The sequence below is a fragment of the Microcystis panniformis FACHB-1757 genome (assembly GCF_001264245.1).
GTDB classification, from domain to species: Bacteria; Cyanobacteriota; Cyanobacteriia; order Cyanobacteriales; family Microcystaceae; genus Microcystis; species Microcystis panniformis.
Window position 1 is genome coordinate 1,534,918 of the sequence record NZ_CP011339.1, and the last position, 17,545, is coordinate 1,552,462.

The 17,545-nt window shown below is 42.4% G+C and carries 12 protein-coding genes and 4 pseudogenes; 10 read left to right on the forward strand and 6 right to left on the reverse strand.

All coding sequences use genetic code 11. The features are described from left to right. The first annotated feature begins 610 nt into the window (after nt 1–610). From ltrA to dnaK, 3 genes are all read left to right on the forward strand, one after another. Nucleotides 611–2,455 (forward strand): group II intron reverse transcriptase/maturase, encoded by a 1,845-nt coding sequence (gene ltrA, locus VL20_RS07510; protein ID WP_052276107.1) that lies wholly within the window; start codon nt 611–613, stop codon nt 2,453–2,455. Nucleotides 2,456–2,736: 281 nt separating this feature from the next. Then, nucleotides 2,737–3,780, forward strand: a complete 1,044-nt coding sequence (locus tag VL20_RS07515) for an IS630 family transposase (protein WP_128575163.1) — start codon at nt 2,737–2,739, stop codon at nt 3,778–3,780. Nucleotides 3,781–4,322: 542 nt separating this feature from the next. Then, nucleotides 4,323–6,227 (forward strand): molecular chaperone DnaK, encoded by a 1,905-nt coding sequence (dnaK, locus tag VL20_RS07520; RefSeq protein WP_052276108.1) that lies wholly within the window; start codon nt 4,323–4,325, stop codon nt 6,225–6,227. A 264-nt stretch (nt 6,228–6,491) separates the two neighbouring features. Here dnaK and VL20_RS07525 read toward each other — a convergent pair whose 3' ends face one another. Then, a complete protein-coding gene (locus VL20_RS07525; protein ID WP_052276109.1) occupies nt 6,492–6,719 on the reverse strand; it encodes a hypothetical protein in 228 nt (75 codons plus the stop codon). Nucleotides 6,720–7,003: 284 nt separating this feature from the next. Between VL20_RS07525 and VL20_RS07530 the strand changes: the two are divergent. From VL20_RS07530 to VL20_RS32365, 4 genes and pseudogenes are all read left to right on the forward strand, one after another. Further along, nucleotides 7,004–8,218: pseudogene (locus tag VL20_RS07530) on the forward strand (ISL3 family transposase). A gap of 76 nt (nt 8,219–8,294) precedes the next feature. Then, nucleotides 8,295–8,453 (forward strand): hypothetical protein, encoded by a 159-nt coding sequence (locus VL20_RS07535; protein WP_284526037.1) that lies wholly within the window; start codon nt 8,295–8,297, stop codon nt 8,451–8,453. A gap of 117 nt (nt 8,454–8,570) precedes the next feature. Then, entirely contained in the window at nt 8,571–10,202 is a 1,632-nt protein-coding gene (locus tag VL20_RS07540; protein WP_052276110.1) for a purple acid phosphatase family protein, read from the forward strand. Nucleotides 10,203–10,249: 47 nt separating this feature from the next. Then, a complete protein-coding gene (locus VL20_RS32365; RefSeq protein ID WP_249264843.1) occupies nt 10,250–10,810 on the forward strand; it encodes a hypothetical protein in 561 nt (186 codons plus the stop codon). On the opposite strand, the gene VL20_RS07550 is transcribed toward VL20_RS32365, so the two are convergent. The 3 genes and pseudogenes from VL20_RS07550 to rimM all read right to left on the reverse strand — a co-directional run bounded on the left by VL20_RS07550 (nt 10,807) and on the right by rimM (nt 12,068). Continuing rightward, nucleotides 10,807–11,010, reverse strand: a complete 204-nt coding sequence (locus tag VL20_RS07550) for a winged helix-turn-helix transcriptional regulator (protein ID WP_283160172.1) — start codon at nt 11,008–11,010, stop codon at nt 10,807–10,809. The genes VL20_RS32365 and VL20_RS07550 overlap by 4 nt on opposite strands. Continuing rightward, nucleotides 10,997–11,412: pseudogene (locus VL20_RS27650) on the reverse strand (hypothetical protein). Before VL20_RS27650 ends, VL20_RS07550 begins: the two are co-directional and overlap by 14 nt. Nucleotides 11,413–11,489: 77 nt before the next feature. Beyond that, nucleotides 11,490–12,068: a ribosome maturation factor RimM gene (gene rimM, locus VL20_RS07555; RefSeq protein WP_052276112.1), complete on the reverse strand. Its 579-nt coding sequence runs from the start codon at nt 12,066–12,068 to the stop codon at nt 11,490–11,492. Nucleotides 12,069–12,218: 150 nt separating this feature from the next. Between rimM and VL20_RS07560 the strand changes: the two are divergent. Then, nucleotides 12,219–13,015: pseudogene (locus tag VL20_RS07560) on the forward strand (Tab2 family RNA-binding protein). Here VL20_RS07560 and VL20_RS07565 read toward each other — a convergent pair. Next, nucleotides 12,998–13,792 (reverse strand): CPBP family intramembrane glutamic endopeptidase, encoded by a 795-nt coding sequence (locus VL20_RS07565; RefSeq protein WP_052276113.1) that lies wholly within the window; start codon nt 13,790–13,792, stop codon nt 12,998–13,000. The pseudogene VL20_RS07560 and the gene VL20_RS07565 overlap by 18 nt on opposite strands. Nucleotides 13,793–14,185: 393 nt before the next feature. Then, nucleotides 14,186–14,572 carry an AbrB family transcriptional regulator gene (locus VL20_RS07570; RefSeq protein ID WP_002734386.1) on the reverse strand — a complete coding sequence of 129 codons (387 nt, stop codon included), beginning with the start codon at nt 14,570–14,572 and terminating at the stop codon, nt 14,186–14,188. Between the two features lie 532 nt (nt 14,573–15,104). On the opposite strand from VL20_RS07570, the gene VL20_RS07580 reads away from it, so the two are divergent. Further along, the gene (locus VL20_RS07580; RefSeq protein WP_052276115.1) at nt 15,105–16,091 is read left to right on the forward strand and encodes a succinate dehydrogenase/fumarate reductase iron-sulfur subunit; all 987 of its coding nucleotides are present in this window, start codon (nt 15,105–15,107) and stop codon (nt 16,089–16,091) included. Between the two features lie 60 nt (nt 16,092–16,151). Next, nucleotides 16,152–17,152: pseudogene (locus VL20_RS07585) on the forward strand (CsgG/HfaB family protein). Nucleotides 17,153–17,545: the final 393 nt, after the last annotated feature.

Genomic DNA, 17,545 nt, shown 5'->3' on the forward strand with positions numbered 1-17,545 from the left:
GACTGAATCTAAGAGGTCAACACAGACCAACCTTATAACTGTTTATATGTCCCGACGTTTAGTATCATCCGATACCAAACTAGGCAAGGGAACTCAAGGTCAATACACTTGTAATAAATCTTTACAAGGTGAGAGTAACGGCGATAGCCACCCCCAGATTCAGAAATCACAATTCTGGGACTGAAGCGGGGAACGGAAGGCTCCGAGGTGTTACCTAACACCAGAATCGAGACCACTGCCAACCATCCATGATTAGGCGTGAGCCGAATGTCTGACCTGAACCATCGTAATTAATAAGCAGTGAAATAGGTTGACACACTGCGTTCAAAAGAATAAGGGGAATAGTGAGGAAATCTTACTCTCACTCACACAGACCTTTAAAAGTACCCCGGTGGATAGGACAAATCTAAAGATGGAATGCCCATATAAACGGAACGTGATAAACCCTTTTAGGCTCTGAGTATCGGTCGAAATACTCAGTAGTAATAAGTGTAAGCGCAAGCCTTCAAGGGTGTGAGATGTAACCAAAAGCCAACGCTTGACGGTAACAGTCAAGATATGCTAACAGGTTACGGTTTGATTGTAAGGATAGAGTCTAGTAGGAGTCTATATGACGAAATCGAGAGAAGGTAAAGGGTTCGGGAAACCGAAAACCACTAAGACTACGAATGTATGGAAAACTATCAACTGGGGTAAAATCCAAAGATATGTTTTCAAGCTCCAAAAGAGGATATACCAAGCGGCTAAATCGGGACAGGGTGCAAAGGTTAGAAAGTTGCAACGTCTATTAGTGAAATCATACTACGCTCGTCTATTAGCAGTACGCAAAGTAACCCAAGACAATCAAGGAAAGAAAACAGCAGGAGTCGATGGAATGATAGCAGTATCCCCAGAACAAAGGCTAAATCTAACCGAAGAAATCAAAGGAACACTGAAAGCAAAACCGTTAAGAAGGGTATGGATTCCTAAACCCGGCAGGGATGAAAAACGTCCATTAGGAATACCAACTATCAAAGACAGAGCTAGACAAGCGTTGATTAAATCGGCTCTTGAACCAGAATGGGAGTCAAGAATGGAAGGAACCAGCTATGGTTTCCGACCGGGAAGGTCAGCCCAGGACGCAATATCAAGGATATTCTCAACCATCAATAAAGGTAATTACTTTGTATTAGATGCTGATATTGCCAAATGTTTTGACCGAATTAATCACGACCTTTTACTGTCCAAAATTCATTGTCCAAGTTCCTTGAAAAGAGATATTAAACAATGGCTTAAAGCAGGAGTATTGGACAACGGCGTATTTGAAGAAACAGAAACAGGGACACCTCAAGGAGGGGTAATAAGTCCACTACTTGCCAACATCGCACTGGATGGAATGGCAAGATTGATTGAAACACTATTCCCCAAAAAGAGTGATAAAAGAAATCAAGCTGTTTTAATAAGATACGCCGATGATTTTGTAGTAATTTCCCCATCACTCAAAATCATTGAACAGTGCCAAACTGCTATTTCTGAATGGTTAAAGCCGATAGGATTAGAACTCAAACCAGAAAAAACCAGAGTGTGTCATACACTTAACCCCATTGAATACAATGGGAAAACGGAGGAACCCGGCTTTGATTTTCTAGGATTCAATATTAGGCAATACCCAGCAGGAAAATATAAAGCAGGGAAAATAAATAAAGGAATACCCAAAACATTTCTAACACATATTAAACCTAGCCAAAAAGCAGTTAAAGCCCACACAGAAGCGATTAAAGGTGTAATCAAAAAACACAAGACAGCACCTCAATCAGCCTTGATTAGTCACTTAAACCCAATTATTAGAGGTTGGGCTAACTACTACTCAGGAGTAGTATCCACAGATACCTTCAATAAACTAGACTACACAATCTGGTCAATGTTAAGGGCATGGACAGAATCAAGATGCGGTAAAGCGGACTACGAAAAGCTGAGAAACTACTTTAAACCGGGTACAGTTAAACTTAGCAATGGGAAAGAAAGACAAGAATCTTGGCTATTTCAAACCAAAGACGGTCTCTATCTATGGAAACATAATTGGACACCAATTGTCAGACATACCCTAGTACGCCCCGACGCATCACCATTCGACGGAAATTGGACTTACTGGGCGACCAGACGAGGACAAGCAATCGACACACCGACAAGAGTAGCCAAACTACTTAAGAAGCAACAAGGCAAGTGTAGCCGATGTGGGCAGTATTTTACCCCATCGGATTTAATTGAAGTTGACCACATTCATCCTCTCAGCCTAGGCGGAAAGGATGAATATAAAAACCTTCAATTACTACACCGCCACTGTCACGATGATAAATCGGCAACCGATGGAAGCCTAAATCCATCTGGTTTGACAAAATCAGAAGTCAAACTAGATAATACAAGGTTAACCAAAGGAAGTCAAGCTGTATCCTTAACAAGGGAACAGTCAAACTAGGAGCCGTGTGAGGTGAAAGTCTCATGCACGGTTCTGAATGGGAGGGGAGGTCGGTGACGACCTTCTCGACCCCTAATTGGGTGGAATTAAATATAAGATGAACGTAGGTTGGGTTGAAGCATGAAACCCAACGCCCGCTCATGTTAGGCTACCGCTAACCCATCCTACAAATAATTGTGCCTCCCTACTTATACTTTGCACGGCTACAACTTGCATTTTTTACTCAAGGACAATAATATAGTTTAAGAGTCATAATTAGAAGCAAAGCACTCATTAAAAACATGATTAACCTAGAATTCACGGAAGAAGAAAAGAACTCACTGTATTATGAAAGATTTCATCATCCCCATCCCCGGGTTCAACTGAAGATGGAAGTTCTCTGGTTAAAAAGCCAAAAGATACCGCACCAAAAAATTTGTCAGTTAGCAGGAATCTCGCCAAATACCTTATTAACCTATCTTCGAGATGAGCAAGAGGGCGGAATAGAAAAATTAAAAGAAATCAACTTCTATCGCCCTAAAAGTGAATTAGAGTCTCAAAAAGAAACCCTCAAAAAATACTTCGAGAAAAATCCACCAGCCACAATAAATGAAGCTGTATATAGGATAGAAGAATTGACGGGAATAAAACGAAGTCCTACCCAAGTGAGAAAATTTTTAAAATCAATGGGAATGAAATGTTTAAAAGTAGGTTCTCTTCCTTCTAAAGCTGACCCAGATGAACAAGAGGACTACAAAGAAAAAAAGCTAGAACCCAGACTAAATGAGGCTAAAGAAGGAAAAAGGGCTGTTTTTTTTGTTGATGCCGCTCACTTCGTCATGGGAGCATTTCTCGGTTTTGTTTGGTGTTTTGAGAGACTTTTTGTTAAGTCACCGAGCGGGCGTAAACGCTTCAATGTTTTAGGAGCATTAAATGCAATAACTCATGAAGTTATTCTGGTTACGAATGACACTTATATTACGGCAACTCAAGTCTGTGAACTCCGGTCAAAAATAGCTGCTTTAGGACTAATGATTCCCATCACTCTAGTCTTAGATAATGCCCGCTATCAAAAATGTAAAATTGTTGAAGAATTAGCTTTTTCTTTGTCAATAGAACTGCTCTATCTGCCGTCTTATTCACCTAATCTAAATTTAATTGAAAGGCTGTGGAAATTGGTCAAAAAGAAATGTTTATATGGTAAATATTATGAAAACTTTTCTGACTTTTCTTCAGCCATTTATGAATGTTTGAATGATGCCCATTTGAAACATAAAAAAGAACTGGATTCCTTGCTGACTCTACGATTTCAGAAGTTTAATAAATCTCAGATTATGAACGTCTAAAGTATAGCACGATCTTTCAGTTATTAATAAAGTAAAGTGGCTCTTCTGGTTTCTGTGTGGAAACGAGGTCTATACTGATACTTTCTTCCGCAAAATAGCCCTAAAAGTCTTGCCCGATAAGCATTTCACGATTCCATAAGCAAAAATTATCACACAAAGTCGAGAAGAGCCGTAAAGTGCGGTAAATTTCTGAACTATGGTAATGATCTTGATGTCTGAGATTCATATTTTCTACTTAAAAGAGAGGAAGTGAGGGATTTCCACCACCACTCCAGGGAAACCAAGGAGAGCGAGCATGGAGTGGTAAGAACTAAGAGTTTGTCTCACTTCTGACTCCTTTCCTTCACCACTAACTCTTTGATCCCGAACTGACATTAGCAATACTACCAAAAAGGTTCGGATACCTACACTATCAAGAAAGCGGGGTTATTTTGCACTATAGAGATAACAAAGGAACTGATAGGGGTGGGTATCGCCTAAAAACCGAGTACAGTTCCGATTCTAGAAGTCACTATAAGTTGTATCGGAGCAGCACAAAGATTATGGGAAAAGTAGTTGGAATTGACTTAGGGACGACTAACTCCTGCGTCGCGGTTATGGAAGGGGGTAAACCCACCGTTATCGCCAACGCCGAAGGGTTTAGAACTACGCCCTCAGTCGTCGCCTACGCCAAAAGTGGCGATCGCCTAGTAGGACAAATCGCCAAACGTCAAGCGGTAATGAACCCGCAAAATACCTTTTATTCCGTCAAACGCTTCATCGGCCGGAAATTCAACGAAGTTACCAACGAAGCCACAGAAGTATCCTACAAAACTCTCCAGGACGGCAACGGCAACGTTAAATTAGACTGTCCCGCCCAGGGCAAACAATTCTCCCCCGAAGAAATTTCCGCCCAGGTACTGCGGAAACTGGTGGAGGATGCCAGTAAATACCTCGGCGAAACCGTTACCCAAGCAGTCATCACCGTACCCGCTTATTTTAATGACTCCCAACGTCAAGCCACCAAAGATGCCGGGAGAATTGCTGGGGTTGAAGTTCTCCGCATTATCAACGAACCCACCGCCGCCTCTCTTGCCTACGGATTAGACAAAAAAGCTAACGAAACCATTCTCGTTTTTGACTTGGGTGGGGGAACCTTTGACGTATCGGTTCTAGAAGTGGGTGATGGTGTCTTTGAAGTTCTTGCTACCTCTGGAGATACTCATCTCGGTGGTGATGACTTCGATAAAAAAATCGTCGATTATCTAGCCGGAGAATTCAAAAAAGTTGAAGGAATAGATCTCCGTCAAGATAAACAAGCCCTGCAACGTCTCACGGAAGCGGCAGAAAAAGCCAAAATTGAGCTTTCTAGCGTTACCCAAGCGGAAATTAACCTGCCCTTTATCACCGCTACCGCCGAAGGACCAAAACACCTAGATACCACTTTAACTAGAGCTAAATTTGAGGAAATTTGCGCCGATTTAATTGATCGCTGTCGGATTCCCGTCGAAAACGCCATCCGTGATGCCAAAATCGATAAATCTGCCCTCGATGAAGTGGTTCTCGTCGGTGGTTCAACCCGGATTCCCGCCGTCCAGGAATTAGTTAAAAAAGTTCTGGGCAAAGATCCTAACCAAAGCGTTAACCCCGATGAAGTGGTAGCCGTCGGCGCCGCTATTCAAGGTGGTGTTCTCGCCGGTGAAGTCAAAGATATTCTTCTGCTTGATGTTTCGCCCTTGTCTTTGGGTGTGGAAACCCTCGGCGGTGTGATGACGCGGATTATTCCCCGCAACACCACTATTCCCACCAAAAAATCGGAAGTTTTCTCCACGGCAGTGGATGGACAAACTAACGTGGAAATCCACGTCCTGCAAGGGGAACGGGAAATGGCCAAAGATAACAAGAGTTTGGGAACTTTCCGACTCGATGGCATCCCTCCCGCTCCTCGTGGTGTGCCTCAAATCGAAGTGGTTTTCGACATCGATGCTAACGGTATTCTCAATGTCACCGCTAAGGATAAAGGTACAGGAAAAGAACAATCGATCAGCATCACCGGCGCTTCTACCTTGCCCCAAAATGAAGTGGAACGCATGGTAAATGAGGCAGAATCGAACGCCTCGGTGGATAAGGAACGTCGCGAACGCATTGAACGCAAAAATCAAGCTGATTCCCTGGTTTATCAAGCTGAGAAGCAGTTGGAAGAGTTAGGCGATAAGGTTCCCCCATCCGAGAAAAATAAAGCCCAAGGGTTGATTAAAGACCTGAAAGAAGCGATCGCTCAAGACGATGATAGTAAGATCAAAACCATCCTACCGGAATTACAACAAGCCCTCTACGCGATCGGTAGCAGTATGTATCAGCAAGCGCCCCCTAGCAATCCCACCGGTGGCAATGATAACAATGGCCCCTCTGGTGGTGCTGGTGGTGGCGATGATGTCATCGATGCGGAATTCTCCGACGCTAAATAAAAATTAAGTTCTTAGCTTCGGGAAGGACACAAGTTACCTTGTGTCCTTTTTTTGTTGCAGCTTTCTTAAAGATAAACCACATCAGGGTTTCCCTACGTCAACCCATCGCTACCAAGATAACTAAACAAAGTTAAAGTGGTTCTTCGTTACTTGGTATGGTTCGATAGGGGGGCATAAATCGACTAAATCCTTATCTGGCAAGAGATTTAATTGATTAGTTCGCTCTAGACAAAAAACAATTAACAAAAATCGCTAAATGCCTTTCTATATAAGGGTTCCATCCCTTATAACCCCTGTCCATTGCATAACACAAACCGAAGAGCCGTTAAAGTAATAACTGGTTAACTGAATACTGGTGTTATCTTGAACTACTCCAATTAAGTCACTTCCTTGATAGATGGCTGTATCTAAAGCAGAACTACCAGCCCAATCTTCTCTTCTGAGACTGAGAGAACCACCCTTGGTAGTGATTCGGTAGTAGTGGTAAGCCATCTTGCTTATCTGGACTGAGTCGTGTAGAATATTTACTAATAAAAATAATTGCTTGATAAATGTTGGGGATTTGCTTTTTATGATTGCTATTCTTATCAATATCGGCTCTTCGGGAATTGTTATGCAAATAATTAACTTAAAATAAAATTCGATGAGAGCGCCTACGCTCAAAAGTAGCTGAAATCCATACAGGGAAGGACTTAAGGCACAAACAGGTTAATACCAAAAGATAGACAATTGAGTTAAGATTTGATATAATAGCCAAAAACGAGATTATTTTACTTATGATACTTGACAAATTTTTGAACCTAAAAGGAACCTGTATTCAAGGCTATCTACACCTAGAAAATATCGGTATAGTTTGCCGAATCGAATCGAAAAATCAAAAAGCAACCTGTCCTCGTTGTGGGTTAGAGAGCGATAAACTCCACCAAAATCATCGACATTTAGTCAAAGATTTACCAATCTCAGGACAACCAGTGTACCTACAGGTTAATCGTCGTCAATTTAAGTGCGATAATTGTCAGAAACCCTTTAGCGAAGAGTTAGATTTTGTCGCCAAGAAACGAACCTATACGAAAAGACTAGCCGAGAATATACTCGAACAATTAAAAGAAGGAGATATTTTAAATGTTAGTCGAAGAAATGACGTAACGGAAGAAGAGATTCAAAGAATGATAGAGGACATAGCTGAAGAAATTACAGAGACAGACCTATCGAAATTAAAAAGACTAGGAATTGACGAAATCGCTCTAGTCAAAGGACAAAAAAATTACTGTGCGGTTTTAGTAAATTTAGATACGGGAAAACTAATAGCTATTCTAGAGAAGCGAACACAAGAAGAATTGAGGGAAACGCTTACAGGGTGGGGAAAAGAGGTGTTAGAGCAAATTGAAGAAGTCAGCATAGACCTTTGGTTGCCCTATAAAAATTTGGTGAAAGAATTGATGCCATCGGCCGAGGTAGTCGCCGATAGATTCCATGTAATGAAACAAATTAATCAAGAGTTAGACGAACAGAGAAAAGCAGAAAAAAGAGCGGTAGAAGCGCAGAAAAATAAAAAACAGAAAGCGGAAAAAGAAGCGAAGCTAGAAGTTTTAAAGCGAAGTAAATATAGCTTGTTAAAAAATGAAAAAGATTTAACGGAACCCCAAAAAATCAAACTAGAAGCTATCAAAGAAAATTGACCAAGTTTGAAAAAGATGCACGAGTTAAAGGAAGAATTTAGAAAGATTTATGAAACCTCAGAGAATCCGACAGAAGGACTGCTATCTATCTCAGAATGGTTGGCAAAATCCTCCAGTGTTTTTACCAAGAGTTGTCAAACAATCCGAAACTGGTTTGGAGAAATCATTAGTTATTTCGAGCGAAGGACAACGAATGGGGTGGTCGAGGGAATCAACAATAAACTTAAACTAATAAAACGGAGAGCCTATGGCTTGAGAAACTTTCGGAATTTTTGGGTTAGAAGTATGTTATCTTGGCATCTTGTATGTTGATTTAGCATAAAGGGTAACGAAGAGCCACGATAACACCGTAACGATTGATAATTTTGCTGCCGCAACTCCCCCGGAAATGCAGCCGGTAGGATTAGCTGTCACTACCTACCAAGGTAGAAATACTTTTAGCGGAAAAAGTCAAGCAGGAACACCGGTTAGTTTTACCCTAGAAAACAATCTTCGCACCATTAAAGTTAAGCATGGTGGTGATTCTTTCACGGGAGTCTGTCACTAAAATTACCCTAATATGGGTTAACAGTTTTGTTAGTCCTCTTTGACTTGAGCATCTCAAAAGCTGGCTGTTATATTAACCCAGCTTTTTTTAATTATAATTAGTTATCTTTTAGCGACAATGAACAAGAATCAACTTTTAAGCGAACCTTTTTTACAATTACCCACCGAAACATCAATACAAGTGGTTTGGTTTACGGAATTTTTTGGCACTCGTCATCAAGTCCGCTACGGGGAAAAACTAGAGAAAATGGTCCCCGCTCGCACTAGCAAATTAACTAGAGTTAGAGAAGATGCTCAATCGAGAACCCTTGAAGCTTATCAATCTTTAACCGAGCGAGAAATCTGGCGACATCAGGCAGAAATTACTGATTTAAATCCCGGGGAAAGGATTCCCTATCAAGTCACCAGTTTTCAGGAAAATACAGCGATTAGAAGTGATATTTATACCCTTACCCCAAGACCAAAAAAAGGAACTAATCTCAAAATTTTGCTCACTTCCGATCATCAATTAATGCCCATGACTGCCGCTAATTTGCAAAAAGTTAGCGAAACTATTGGACAAGTAGATGCAGTTTTTTTAGCAGGAGATTTAGTTAATATACCCGATCGAGCTTCCGAATGGTTTGATGATAGTCGCGGTGGGGCATTCTTTCCCTGTTTACAAGGTCGTGCCAATTATACTCTTACAAAGAATGGTATTCAGACTATTTATAAAGGGGGGAAAATTATTCAAAATGCGCCCTTATTTTCTGCTATTGGTAATCATGAAGTTATGGGCAGATTTTCTAATTCCACAGGTTTAAATGAACAGTTTGAAGATGCTATTCCTGAATTTATTGCTAAACAACTAGCAGCGGATACAGCAGCAATTAATGAAACCTGGTTAAAAAATCATGCTTTTAACACAGAAACCTACGAAGAAATTTTTTCTTTACCTCAAAATAAATATTATTCTCTCACCTTTGGTGATATTCGTTTAGTGGTTTTATATGTTACTAATATCTGGAGAAATCCCAATTTAGAACCCAGTACAAAGGGAAGATATTACGAAAATCAAAGAGATTTAGATAGGTCAGATCTCTGGGGTTACGGTCAGCATATTTTTGAGCCAATTGCTCAGGGCAGTACTCAATATCAATGGCTAGAAAAAGAATTAAATAGTCGAGAATTTCAAGAGGCTAAATATAAAGTAGTTATGTTTCATCATCCTCCCCATACCCTAGGAGGAAATATCGTGCCACCCTACACCGATCCCGTGCCGACAATTAAACGGGATGCCACGGGAAAAGTTAGATCGGTACGTTATGATTATCCCCAAGAAAATGATTATATTATTCGTGATCTAATTCCTTTATTAGAATCAGCCAAGGTTAATTTGGTTTTTTATGGTCATTCCCATTTATGGAATCGTTTTCTTAGTCCTAAGGGTATGAATTTTCTCGAATCTTCTAACGTTGGTAATAGTTATGGCGCTCATTTAGGTGATAAAAAACGTCCTGTACCTCTCGATAGAAATTATGGGAGCGTCGGTAATCCCAATCGATTACCAGCAATTATCCCAAACATTGCTCCTCTAGTGGATTGGGTTAATCAACCTTTACCCTATATTGCCAGTAATGATCTGACGGTTTTTAGCATTTTAGATACAGAAAAAGGAACCGTGAGCAGTTATCGTTTTGATACTCGTTATCCTGACTCGGAAGTAATTAAATTTGATGAATTTGACCTTTTTGGCGTAGGTGAAGTATAATAAAATCAAAGAGTGCCGGTTAAATAGATTCTCTTAGGGTTAATTCTATGACTACTGTTACCAGCAATGATATTCAGGAATTGAAAGACTTACTCTCGGCAATGCGACAGGAAAACCGCGAGCAAATGATTTCTCTGCGAGAAGACACCCGTGAGCAAATGATTTCTCTGCGAGAAGACACCCGTGAGCAAATAAGTTCCCTGAGGGAAGACACCCGTGAGCAAATAAGTTCCCTGCGAGAAGAAAACCGCGAGCAAATAAGTTCCCTGCGGGAAGAAAACCGCGAGCAAATAAGTTCCCTGCGAGAAGACACCCGTGAGCAAATTGATACGCTAAAGGAAGATAATCGCCAACAACTAGAAACCCTGAGAGAAGAAAATAACCAGCAATTTGTTAACCTACACAAAGAAATCACGGAAGTCAAAATTATCACGGCTAAAATTGAAGGAACAATTCAATCCCAAGCAGTATTAACCCAAAAAATTCCCGATTTAATCGAGAAAGTTGGGGAATTAAAAAACTGGAAACAAATAGCTATTGTCGCTATCACTGCTTTTACCAGTGCCACAATTACTTGGTTTATTCGAGGAGGAAATTTAAAACCTTAAAGTCTGGTATTTTTCTCAATTCCTAATTGGTGCATTTCCAGAATAATCGGTTTCAGGGTTTCTCCGAAAGCGGTTAAAGAATATTCAACTTTAGGAGGAATTTCTGGATAAACTTCTCGGTGAATCAGTCCATCTAACTCTAGTTGTTGGGTGAGAACTTTTTGACTAATGGGACTTAAACAAATTTTAAGCCCAAACAAAGCCGAAACTGGCTTGATAAGCGGCAAACACATCCTGATTCTCGGTCAGCCACCTAAAGAAACGAAAAGACATCGCTGTCCGAAAAGCTTCCAAAGCTTCCACAAAAGTGTTTAAAGGTCGATTCGTCCACCGCCTTTGCAGTCCCCCAGTTAACTTATGCCACAGGATAAATGTATAGGCACAAAACACCAAGATAAAATAAAGTGATGTAATCGGTTATAAACTACTCCGACGGCATTATTGGCCATTTGAGGGAGGTTTTTCCTCTCACTTTCCCCTAATAATCCTCCTAAATATTGTCTGAAGCCGTTTTTTTGCGCTTCGTTTTTGAAGCAATTGTCAAACCGCCGACACCATCGGTCAAAGCATGGGGGCATCGCGGCTGGGGTTGTCTCTTTCATCGCCGATTTTTCAACGTAAAGTGCTTATTCTATAACGATTATACTCTATTATACTCTTGTTGATCGTTTAAGTCCCACTAGGATAAATTGATCTCTAATAACCCCGGTGGTGGCGCAATCTCGATGCGTGCCGCTTTCAGATCCACCAGTGGAACAATTTCTTTGACAAAGGGGACCAGGGCCGTGGCCTCTGAGTCGGAGGATGGACTTTTTTTCTTGACGGAAGCTAGATTTGCTTCTAGTTGCACTGCTAAAATGTCATTACCCGCCCACAAAATATCTACTACAACCCCGATTTTTTCTCCTGTCAGGTGATGATAAACTTCTAAGTTTACTAGCTCACTAACATGATATTCATCCGCTTTTAGGCGAGGTTTTTCTAGTTTATTCGCCCATAATTTATATCCGCGCAAAGCTTCGGCCTGTTCCCGATTTTCAACCCCCTCTAACTTGATAATATAAACATTTTTGCCCGGTAGCTCACGTCCCCTGAGCAGAGTAATTTCTCGGATTTCTCCCCCTTGAGTCCCTTGTATTCCCCTAATACCTCGCTTCTGAAAACGTTCGGGAAAATCTGATACCGATAAAACTCGCAATTCTCCCTCCAGTCCCTGGGGTGCTACTATTGTCCCAATTTCTAGCCAATTTTCTTCCATTGTCTCAATATTTTTTGCTATAGCTTTCCCTAGTATATAGCCTTTTTTGTCTCGCTCCTAGATTTTTAAAGTCTTGGTAGGGTAAAATTTTTAGTTGACCTCTACTCCTGACCATTTTTTGACTTTTTACTGGTGGCTTTTTACTGAATTATGACTATTTGGCAAGCGGATTTTTATAAATCTTCATCTTCTCCTTCTCTTGGCACAGTCTGGCAATTGTTAATTTCCGATTCTCTTGGTCATCTTATCTATGAAAATTCCTGTCCCCAATCCCAAGCTAATAGCGACTGGTTAACCCAACAGTTACAGCAAGCTTGTCAAGTCTCCCCCCGGAAATTATCCAAGTTTTTCGCCCCCAATGCGCCAATTTATTTCTCCTCGCCGGCCAAAATTTACAGATCAAAATTGAGTTAACCCGTCACGTTAACGCTCTGAAAAAACAGCTAGAATTACGGCAAATCCCCATCAATATCGACTCTCCTCCACCGCAACCCCTACCAGACCAATTTTTAGGTCAAGAGTGGCGTTTTGCTCGCTTTCCCGCCGTTGATTTAGTTAACTTTTTTGGCGATCGCAGAATACCGATTCTTTCCCTACCAGAAGCCTTTTCTCCTTTAAAATTAGGTTTAGCCTCCACTCTCATGATCCCCGGCGTGGTTATTACCGGTGGTAAAAAATCTCTTGCCATCGCTCGTTGGTTAGAGGAAATTAACCCGGTATTTATCGATCATATTCCCACAGAAAGGGGGCGATCGGGCGGTTTAGTCTTGGAATCGGGTCTAAATGAACGTTGGATTTTTCTGACCTACGAAGATGAAGAAGTGGCCCTGGCAGCCAATGTTTATCAAGCAACCAAACAGGAAAGCCAAGGTTTGCACTTTCTCCTGATACAACCGGATGATTCTGGTCGCACTTTTACCGGCTTTTGGCTACTGAAACAAGTTTAACCCCCAAGCTGTCCCCAAGAGGCAAAGAATACCCGCTAAACCCGCTAAAGGTTGGTTATAGATACCTTTGACCCAAACTAACCCAGAATCGCTGTAAGACATCAATTCGGCACTGTCTAGCAAAGCTAATCCCCATACCCAACCGCTATGAAGTCCCCAAGCTAATCCTAAACTACCATGATCGATCGCCCGCGCCCAGACCAGAACCATCCCCATCAGAAATAAACCGGGTAGTTGCGGCAGCGTTTGCTGACGTTCCCAAAGCAGATGCAGCAGGGCAAAAATTAGGCTAGAAATGGCTCCCGCCACCCAAAAACCGTATTCTTGGCTTAATTGACTCAAAAAGATGCCCCTAAAGATTAATTCCTCGGTAATACCCACCCAGAGGGCCACTATCAACAGGGGTAAACTCAAGGCAAAAGCGCGAGTTAGATTTTTGGGCTGCCAATGTACCCAGGCCAAAATCCCCTCTAGGAAAAAAATTATCCCTAATCCCACCACTGCCAAGATTAATCCTTTGGTTAGGGAGATAAATAGGGAAAATGACCAAATTAATCCGTAATTATGGAGGCTGCTCCCCTCTATCTTCAATAATCCCCAGATAACTAAGGGAGCCAAGGCGTAAAGAGAGGCCACTAGGGGCAATTTCTGGTCAGGTTTTGTCCCTTGCAGCGGTTGCCATCCCAAACGACTCCCTAAACCAATGGCAATGGGCAGCCAGAGAATTAACCAGGCTAACAGGAAAATAATAATTTTTATTAAGGCAGCCATGTCCATTGTCAATTAGGTGCTATGGAAGTGGGGTGTGGGGTTTTGGGGTTTTGGGGTTTTGGGGTTTTGGGGTTTTGGGGTATTAGTTGAAATTTCCCTATCCCCCCATTTCCCCATTTCCCTACCCCCTACCCCTAACAGCCATAAAACAAACCCCCTAGGCATAGGATAACTGTGGAACTCTGCTCTGGTAAAGCCTAGCTCCAACAAAAATCCATCCCTAGGGGGTTGCGAAAAAGAAGAAAAAGTGCTTAAGTAAAACCCCTCGAGTTGATGAAAGAGGCGGTCAGGGGTTAGAATTAGGGATAAGAATCTATATTGTCTTTTTGGTCGGTCTTGTCAAAACTAGCCCTTTTGACTGCCGATTTTTTTTGTCCTTATCCCTACTCCGTAACCTATTTAAGCTTCTACCGGTTCTTCTGATTCCGTTTGTTTGAGGTGGATGTGCTTGTAGCCAAGTTTGATTTCAAACTCATCGCCGGGCTGCAAGTTCATTTGTTCGGTATAGGTGGAACCGATGACGATTTGACCATTTTTGTGGACACTAACCCGGAAAGTGGGTTCGCGGCCGCGGCCATCTTTAGTGCCTTCGGGATCGAGAGGAACCCCTTTTGCACCTAAAACAGCATCGTAAAAGTCGGTTAAATTGACCCGAACTTGGCCATCTTTACTTTGAGAGTAGTAACCACAACGTTTTGCCGTTTCGCGACGGGGTAAGTGGGATAACTCTTTGACTTTTTGTAGTAGAGCTTTCCCGGTTAGGGGAGTAGGAGAGATGTCACTCATGGTACTTTTTAATGTTCCTTGATTTTTGACTGACTGTCAATTAAGTTTACACTGACAAATTGATCATACCAAAAATCTTGCCAAAAATGTCTAGAGGGGAATAATAAATTTTTTAAAACTGATGGTTCGGTGATGACAATCGTGCTAAGAAGACCCCGGACTAGGTAGTAAGTGTAAACCTTGTGGGGGAGAGGAAATTTTGGGTTAAGACTCTGGCAATTTTTGGTCGGGTGGGAGGAAAACAGGGGGGAGAAAGTAAGTCCATAAAACCGATAAAGCTATACCCAGCAAGGAATTGAGAAAATTTACTTGTGGTTGGAGTTGGCAAAAAACTAATGACCCAGAGCAGTAAATCCGGGGGGATTAAACTGTTTTCGAGCGACTTGCCCATCTATCATTAGGCCTAGATACCCACCCCTTGGCTCAACCGACCGGGGAAAATCTTAAGGATTAATTACCATTACTAGCTCCCCTTTGGCCCGTTAACATCGATTATCCTGAGTATTAGGAGTCCCTCACCCCCGTGCCGAGTATGGAAGTTTCTTTTAAAATTCTGCGTCAACGACCCAACGACACCCCCTACCTAGAAAATTTTACCCTAGAGGTGGAGGCCGGAAATACAATTCTCGACTGCCTTAATCGCATCAAATGGGAACTTGATGGAACTTTGGCCTTTCGTAAAAATTGCCGCAATACAATTTGTGGCAGCTGTGCCATGAAAATTAACGGTCGTTCGGCCTTGGCTTGTCAACAAAATATCGCCAGTGAATTAAACCATTGTAGCCAAAAAGATGCCGGAGAAATTCCCGAAATCACGATCGCCCCTCTGGGGAATTTACCGATTATCCGGGATTTAATCGTCAATATGCAACCGTTTTGGGACGATTTAGAAAGGGTTGAACCTTATATTAGTAGTCAAGCGCGCACCATTCCCGAACGAGAATTTCTGCAAACTCCAGAAGAAAGAGCCAATCTCAATCAGATGGGTAACTGCATTATGTGCGGGGCCTGTTATTCGGAATGTAACGCCAAGCAAGTCAATCCCGATTTTGTCGGGCCCCACGCTTTAGCAAAAGCGCAGCGCACCCTAGCAGATTCTCGCGATGGTAATCAAGAAGGTCGTCTAGAACTTTATAACCAAGGCACCGCAGGGGTTTGGGGGTGTACCCGTTGCTATTTCTGTAATGCGGTTTGTCCTATGGAAGTGGCTCCTATGGATCAGATCGGTAAAATTAAACAGGAAATACTCGCTCGCAAGTCGGCCGATAGTAGTCGTCCCATTCGTCACCGGAAAGTTTTAGTGGAATTAGTCAAAGCAGGAGGATGGGTGGATGAACGCCAATTCGGCCTCTATGTGCTGGGCAATTATTGGCGCGATTTACAGGGTTTATTAAGTATTGCCCCCTTGGGATTGCGGATGATTACTAAGGGTAAATTTCCCACTTCCTTTGAAGCTTCCGAGGGAACCGAGGAAGTGAGAGGTTTAATTACTGCCATTCAAAATTCTCGCTCTCGATAGTTAGAGCAATTTTCAGATGTATTATGATCTATATTCTATATGACTGGAGAACCCCTTATCATGTTCGATCGAGATAGTATCCGTGGTTTTTCTGCCCTGCTCACCCTTGTGGGAGTCGCTTCTAGTTTGGGTTTTAGCTTCAACGCACCGGCTTTCTCCCAAGCTACCTCTAACAATTTACCTTTACTCTTAGCCCAAAAAAGCGAAAAGGTGCGAGTAGCGGTTTTAGACTTCGATTATAGCGGTCTCAGTAATCCCCAATGGTTAACATTTCTCAATGGTGGAGCCAGTGGTGTCAGTGATATTCTCGTCAATAGATTGGTGGAAAGTGGTCGCTATACAGTCATTGAGCGCAGTCGCATTGATGCTGTCCTCAGAGAACAGAATTTGGGAGCTTCGGGACGGGTAGATGCCGCTACCGCTGCTCAAATCGGGCAAATTTTGGGGTAGATGTGGTGATTATCGGTTCGATTACCCAATTCGATTTACAAAAAAAACAATCCGGTGGCTCGTTTATTATTTTTAGCACCGCCAAGACAGAAACCGATGCTTTTGTCAAGTTAAATGTCCGGGCAATTAATACCACCACGGCCGAAATTATTAGCACCGCTCAGGGAAATGGTAGTGCCAATCAATCCGATGGTTCAACCGTGGTTTTAGGGGTTGGGGGTGGTTCCCAAACCTCCAACGAAGGGAAATTACTCAGTATTGCCACCGATAAGGCAGTAGCGCAGGTGGTGGATAATCTCAACAATAAAGCCGAACAAATCGCCGCTACACCTCGCTCGCTCCCGACTGTCACCGCTTTAGTGGCTGCCGTGACGGGAAATCAGGTAATTCTCAATAAAGGCACGGGAGAAGGCTATCGTGTTGGTTTACGCATTTCCATCGAACGGACGACTCAAACGGTCAAGGATCCGCAAACGGGCAAGGTTATCCGTCAGATTACTCAACCGATTGGCACTCTCGAAATTGTCGAAGCTGATGGTCAATCTAGCGTCGGTCGCATCATTACCGGTAATGGTTTTAAAATCGGTGATTTAGCTAAACCGATTCGTTAATTGGGAATTATGAATTATGAATTATGAATTGGGGAGGTGGGGTGTGGGGAAGTGGGGAAGTGGGGAAGCTGTCTCATCACCCTATCACCCCAAAACCCTATCACCCTATTTATTTCCTGCCTCCTGACGACCGGCTACTGACTCCTGATAAGTGAACACTCACGCAAATTTGAAGTTATTTGACACTCCCGTCGCACTAAGCGCTTCGGGATTCTTAGTTCAACGAGTCCACTTAAATTAGATGCCTTGCGTTATCCAACCCAGAGGTGGTTCTCTCCCTAAGCGTTACTTTTCGTATGCCCTACGATAGTCCCCCCTTGCCCCCCCGACGTCGGGGGCAAGGGGGGGTACAAAGTTTGCTTGAATTGAAACGTTAGCTTCAAATACTGCTTT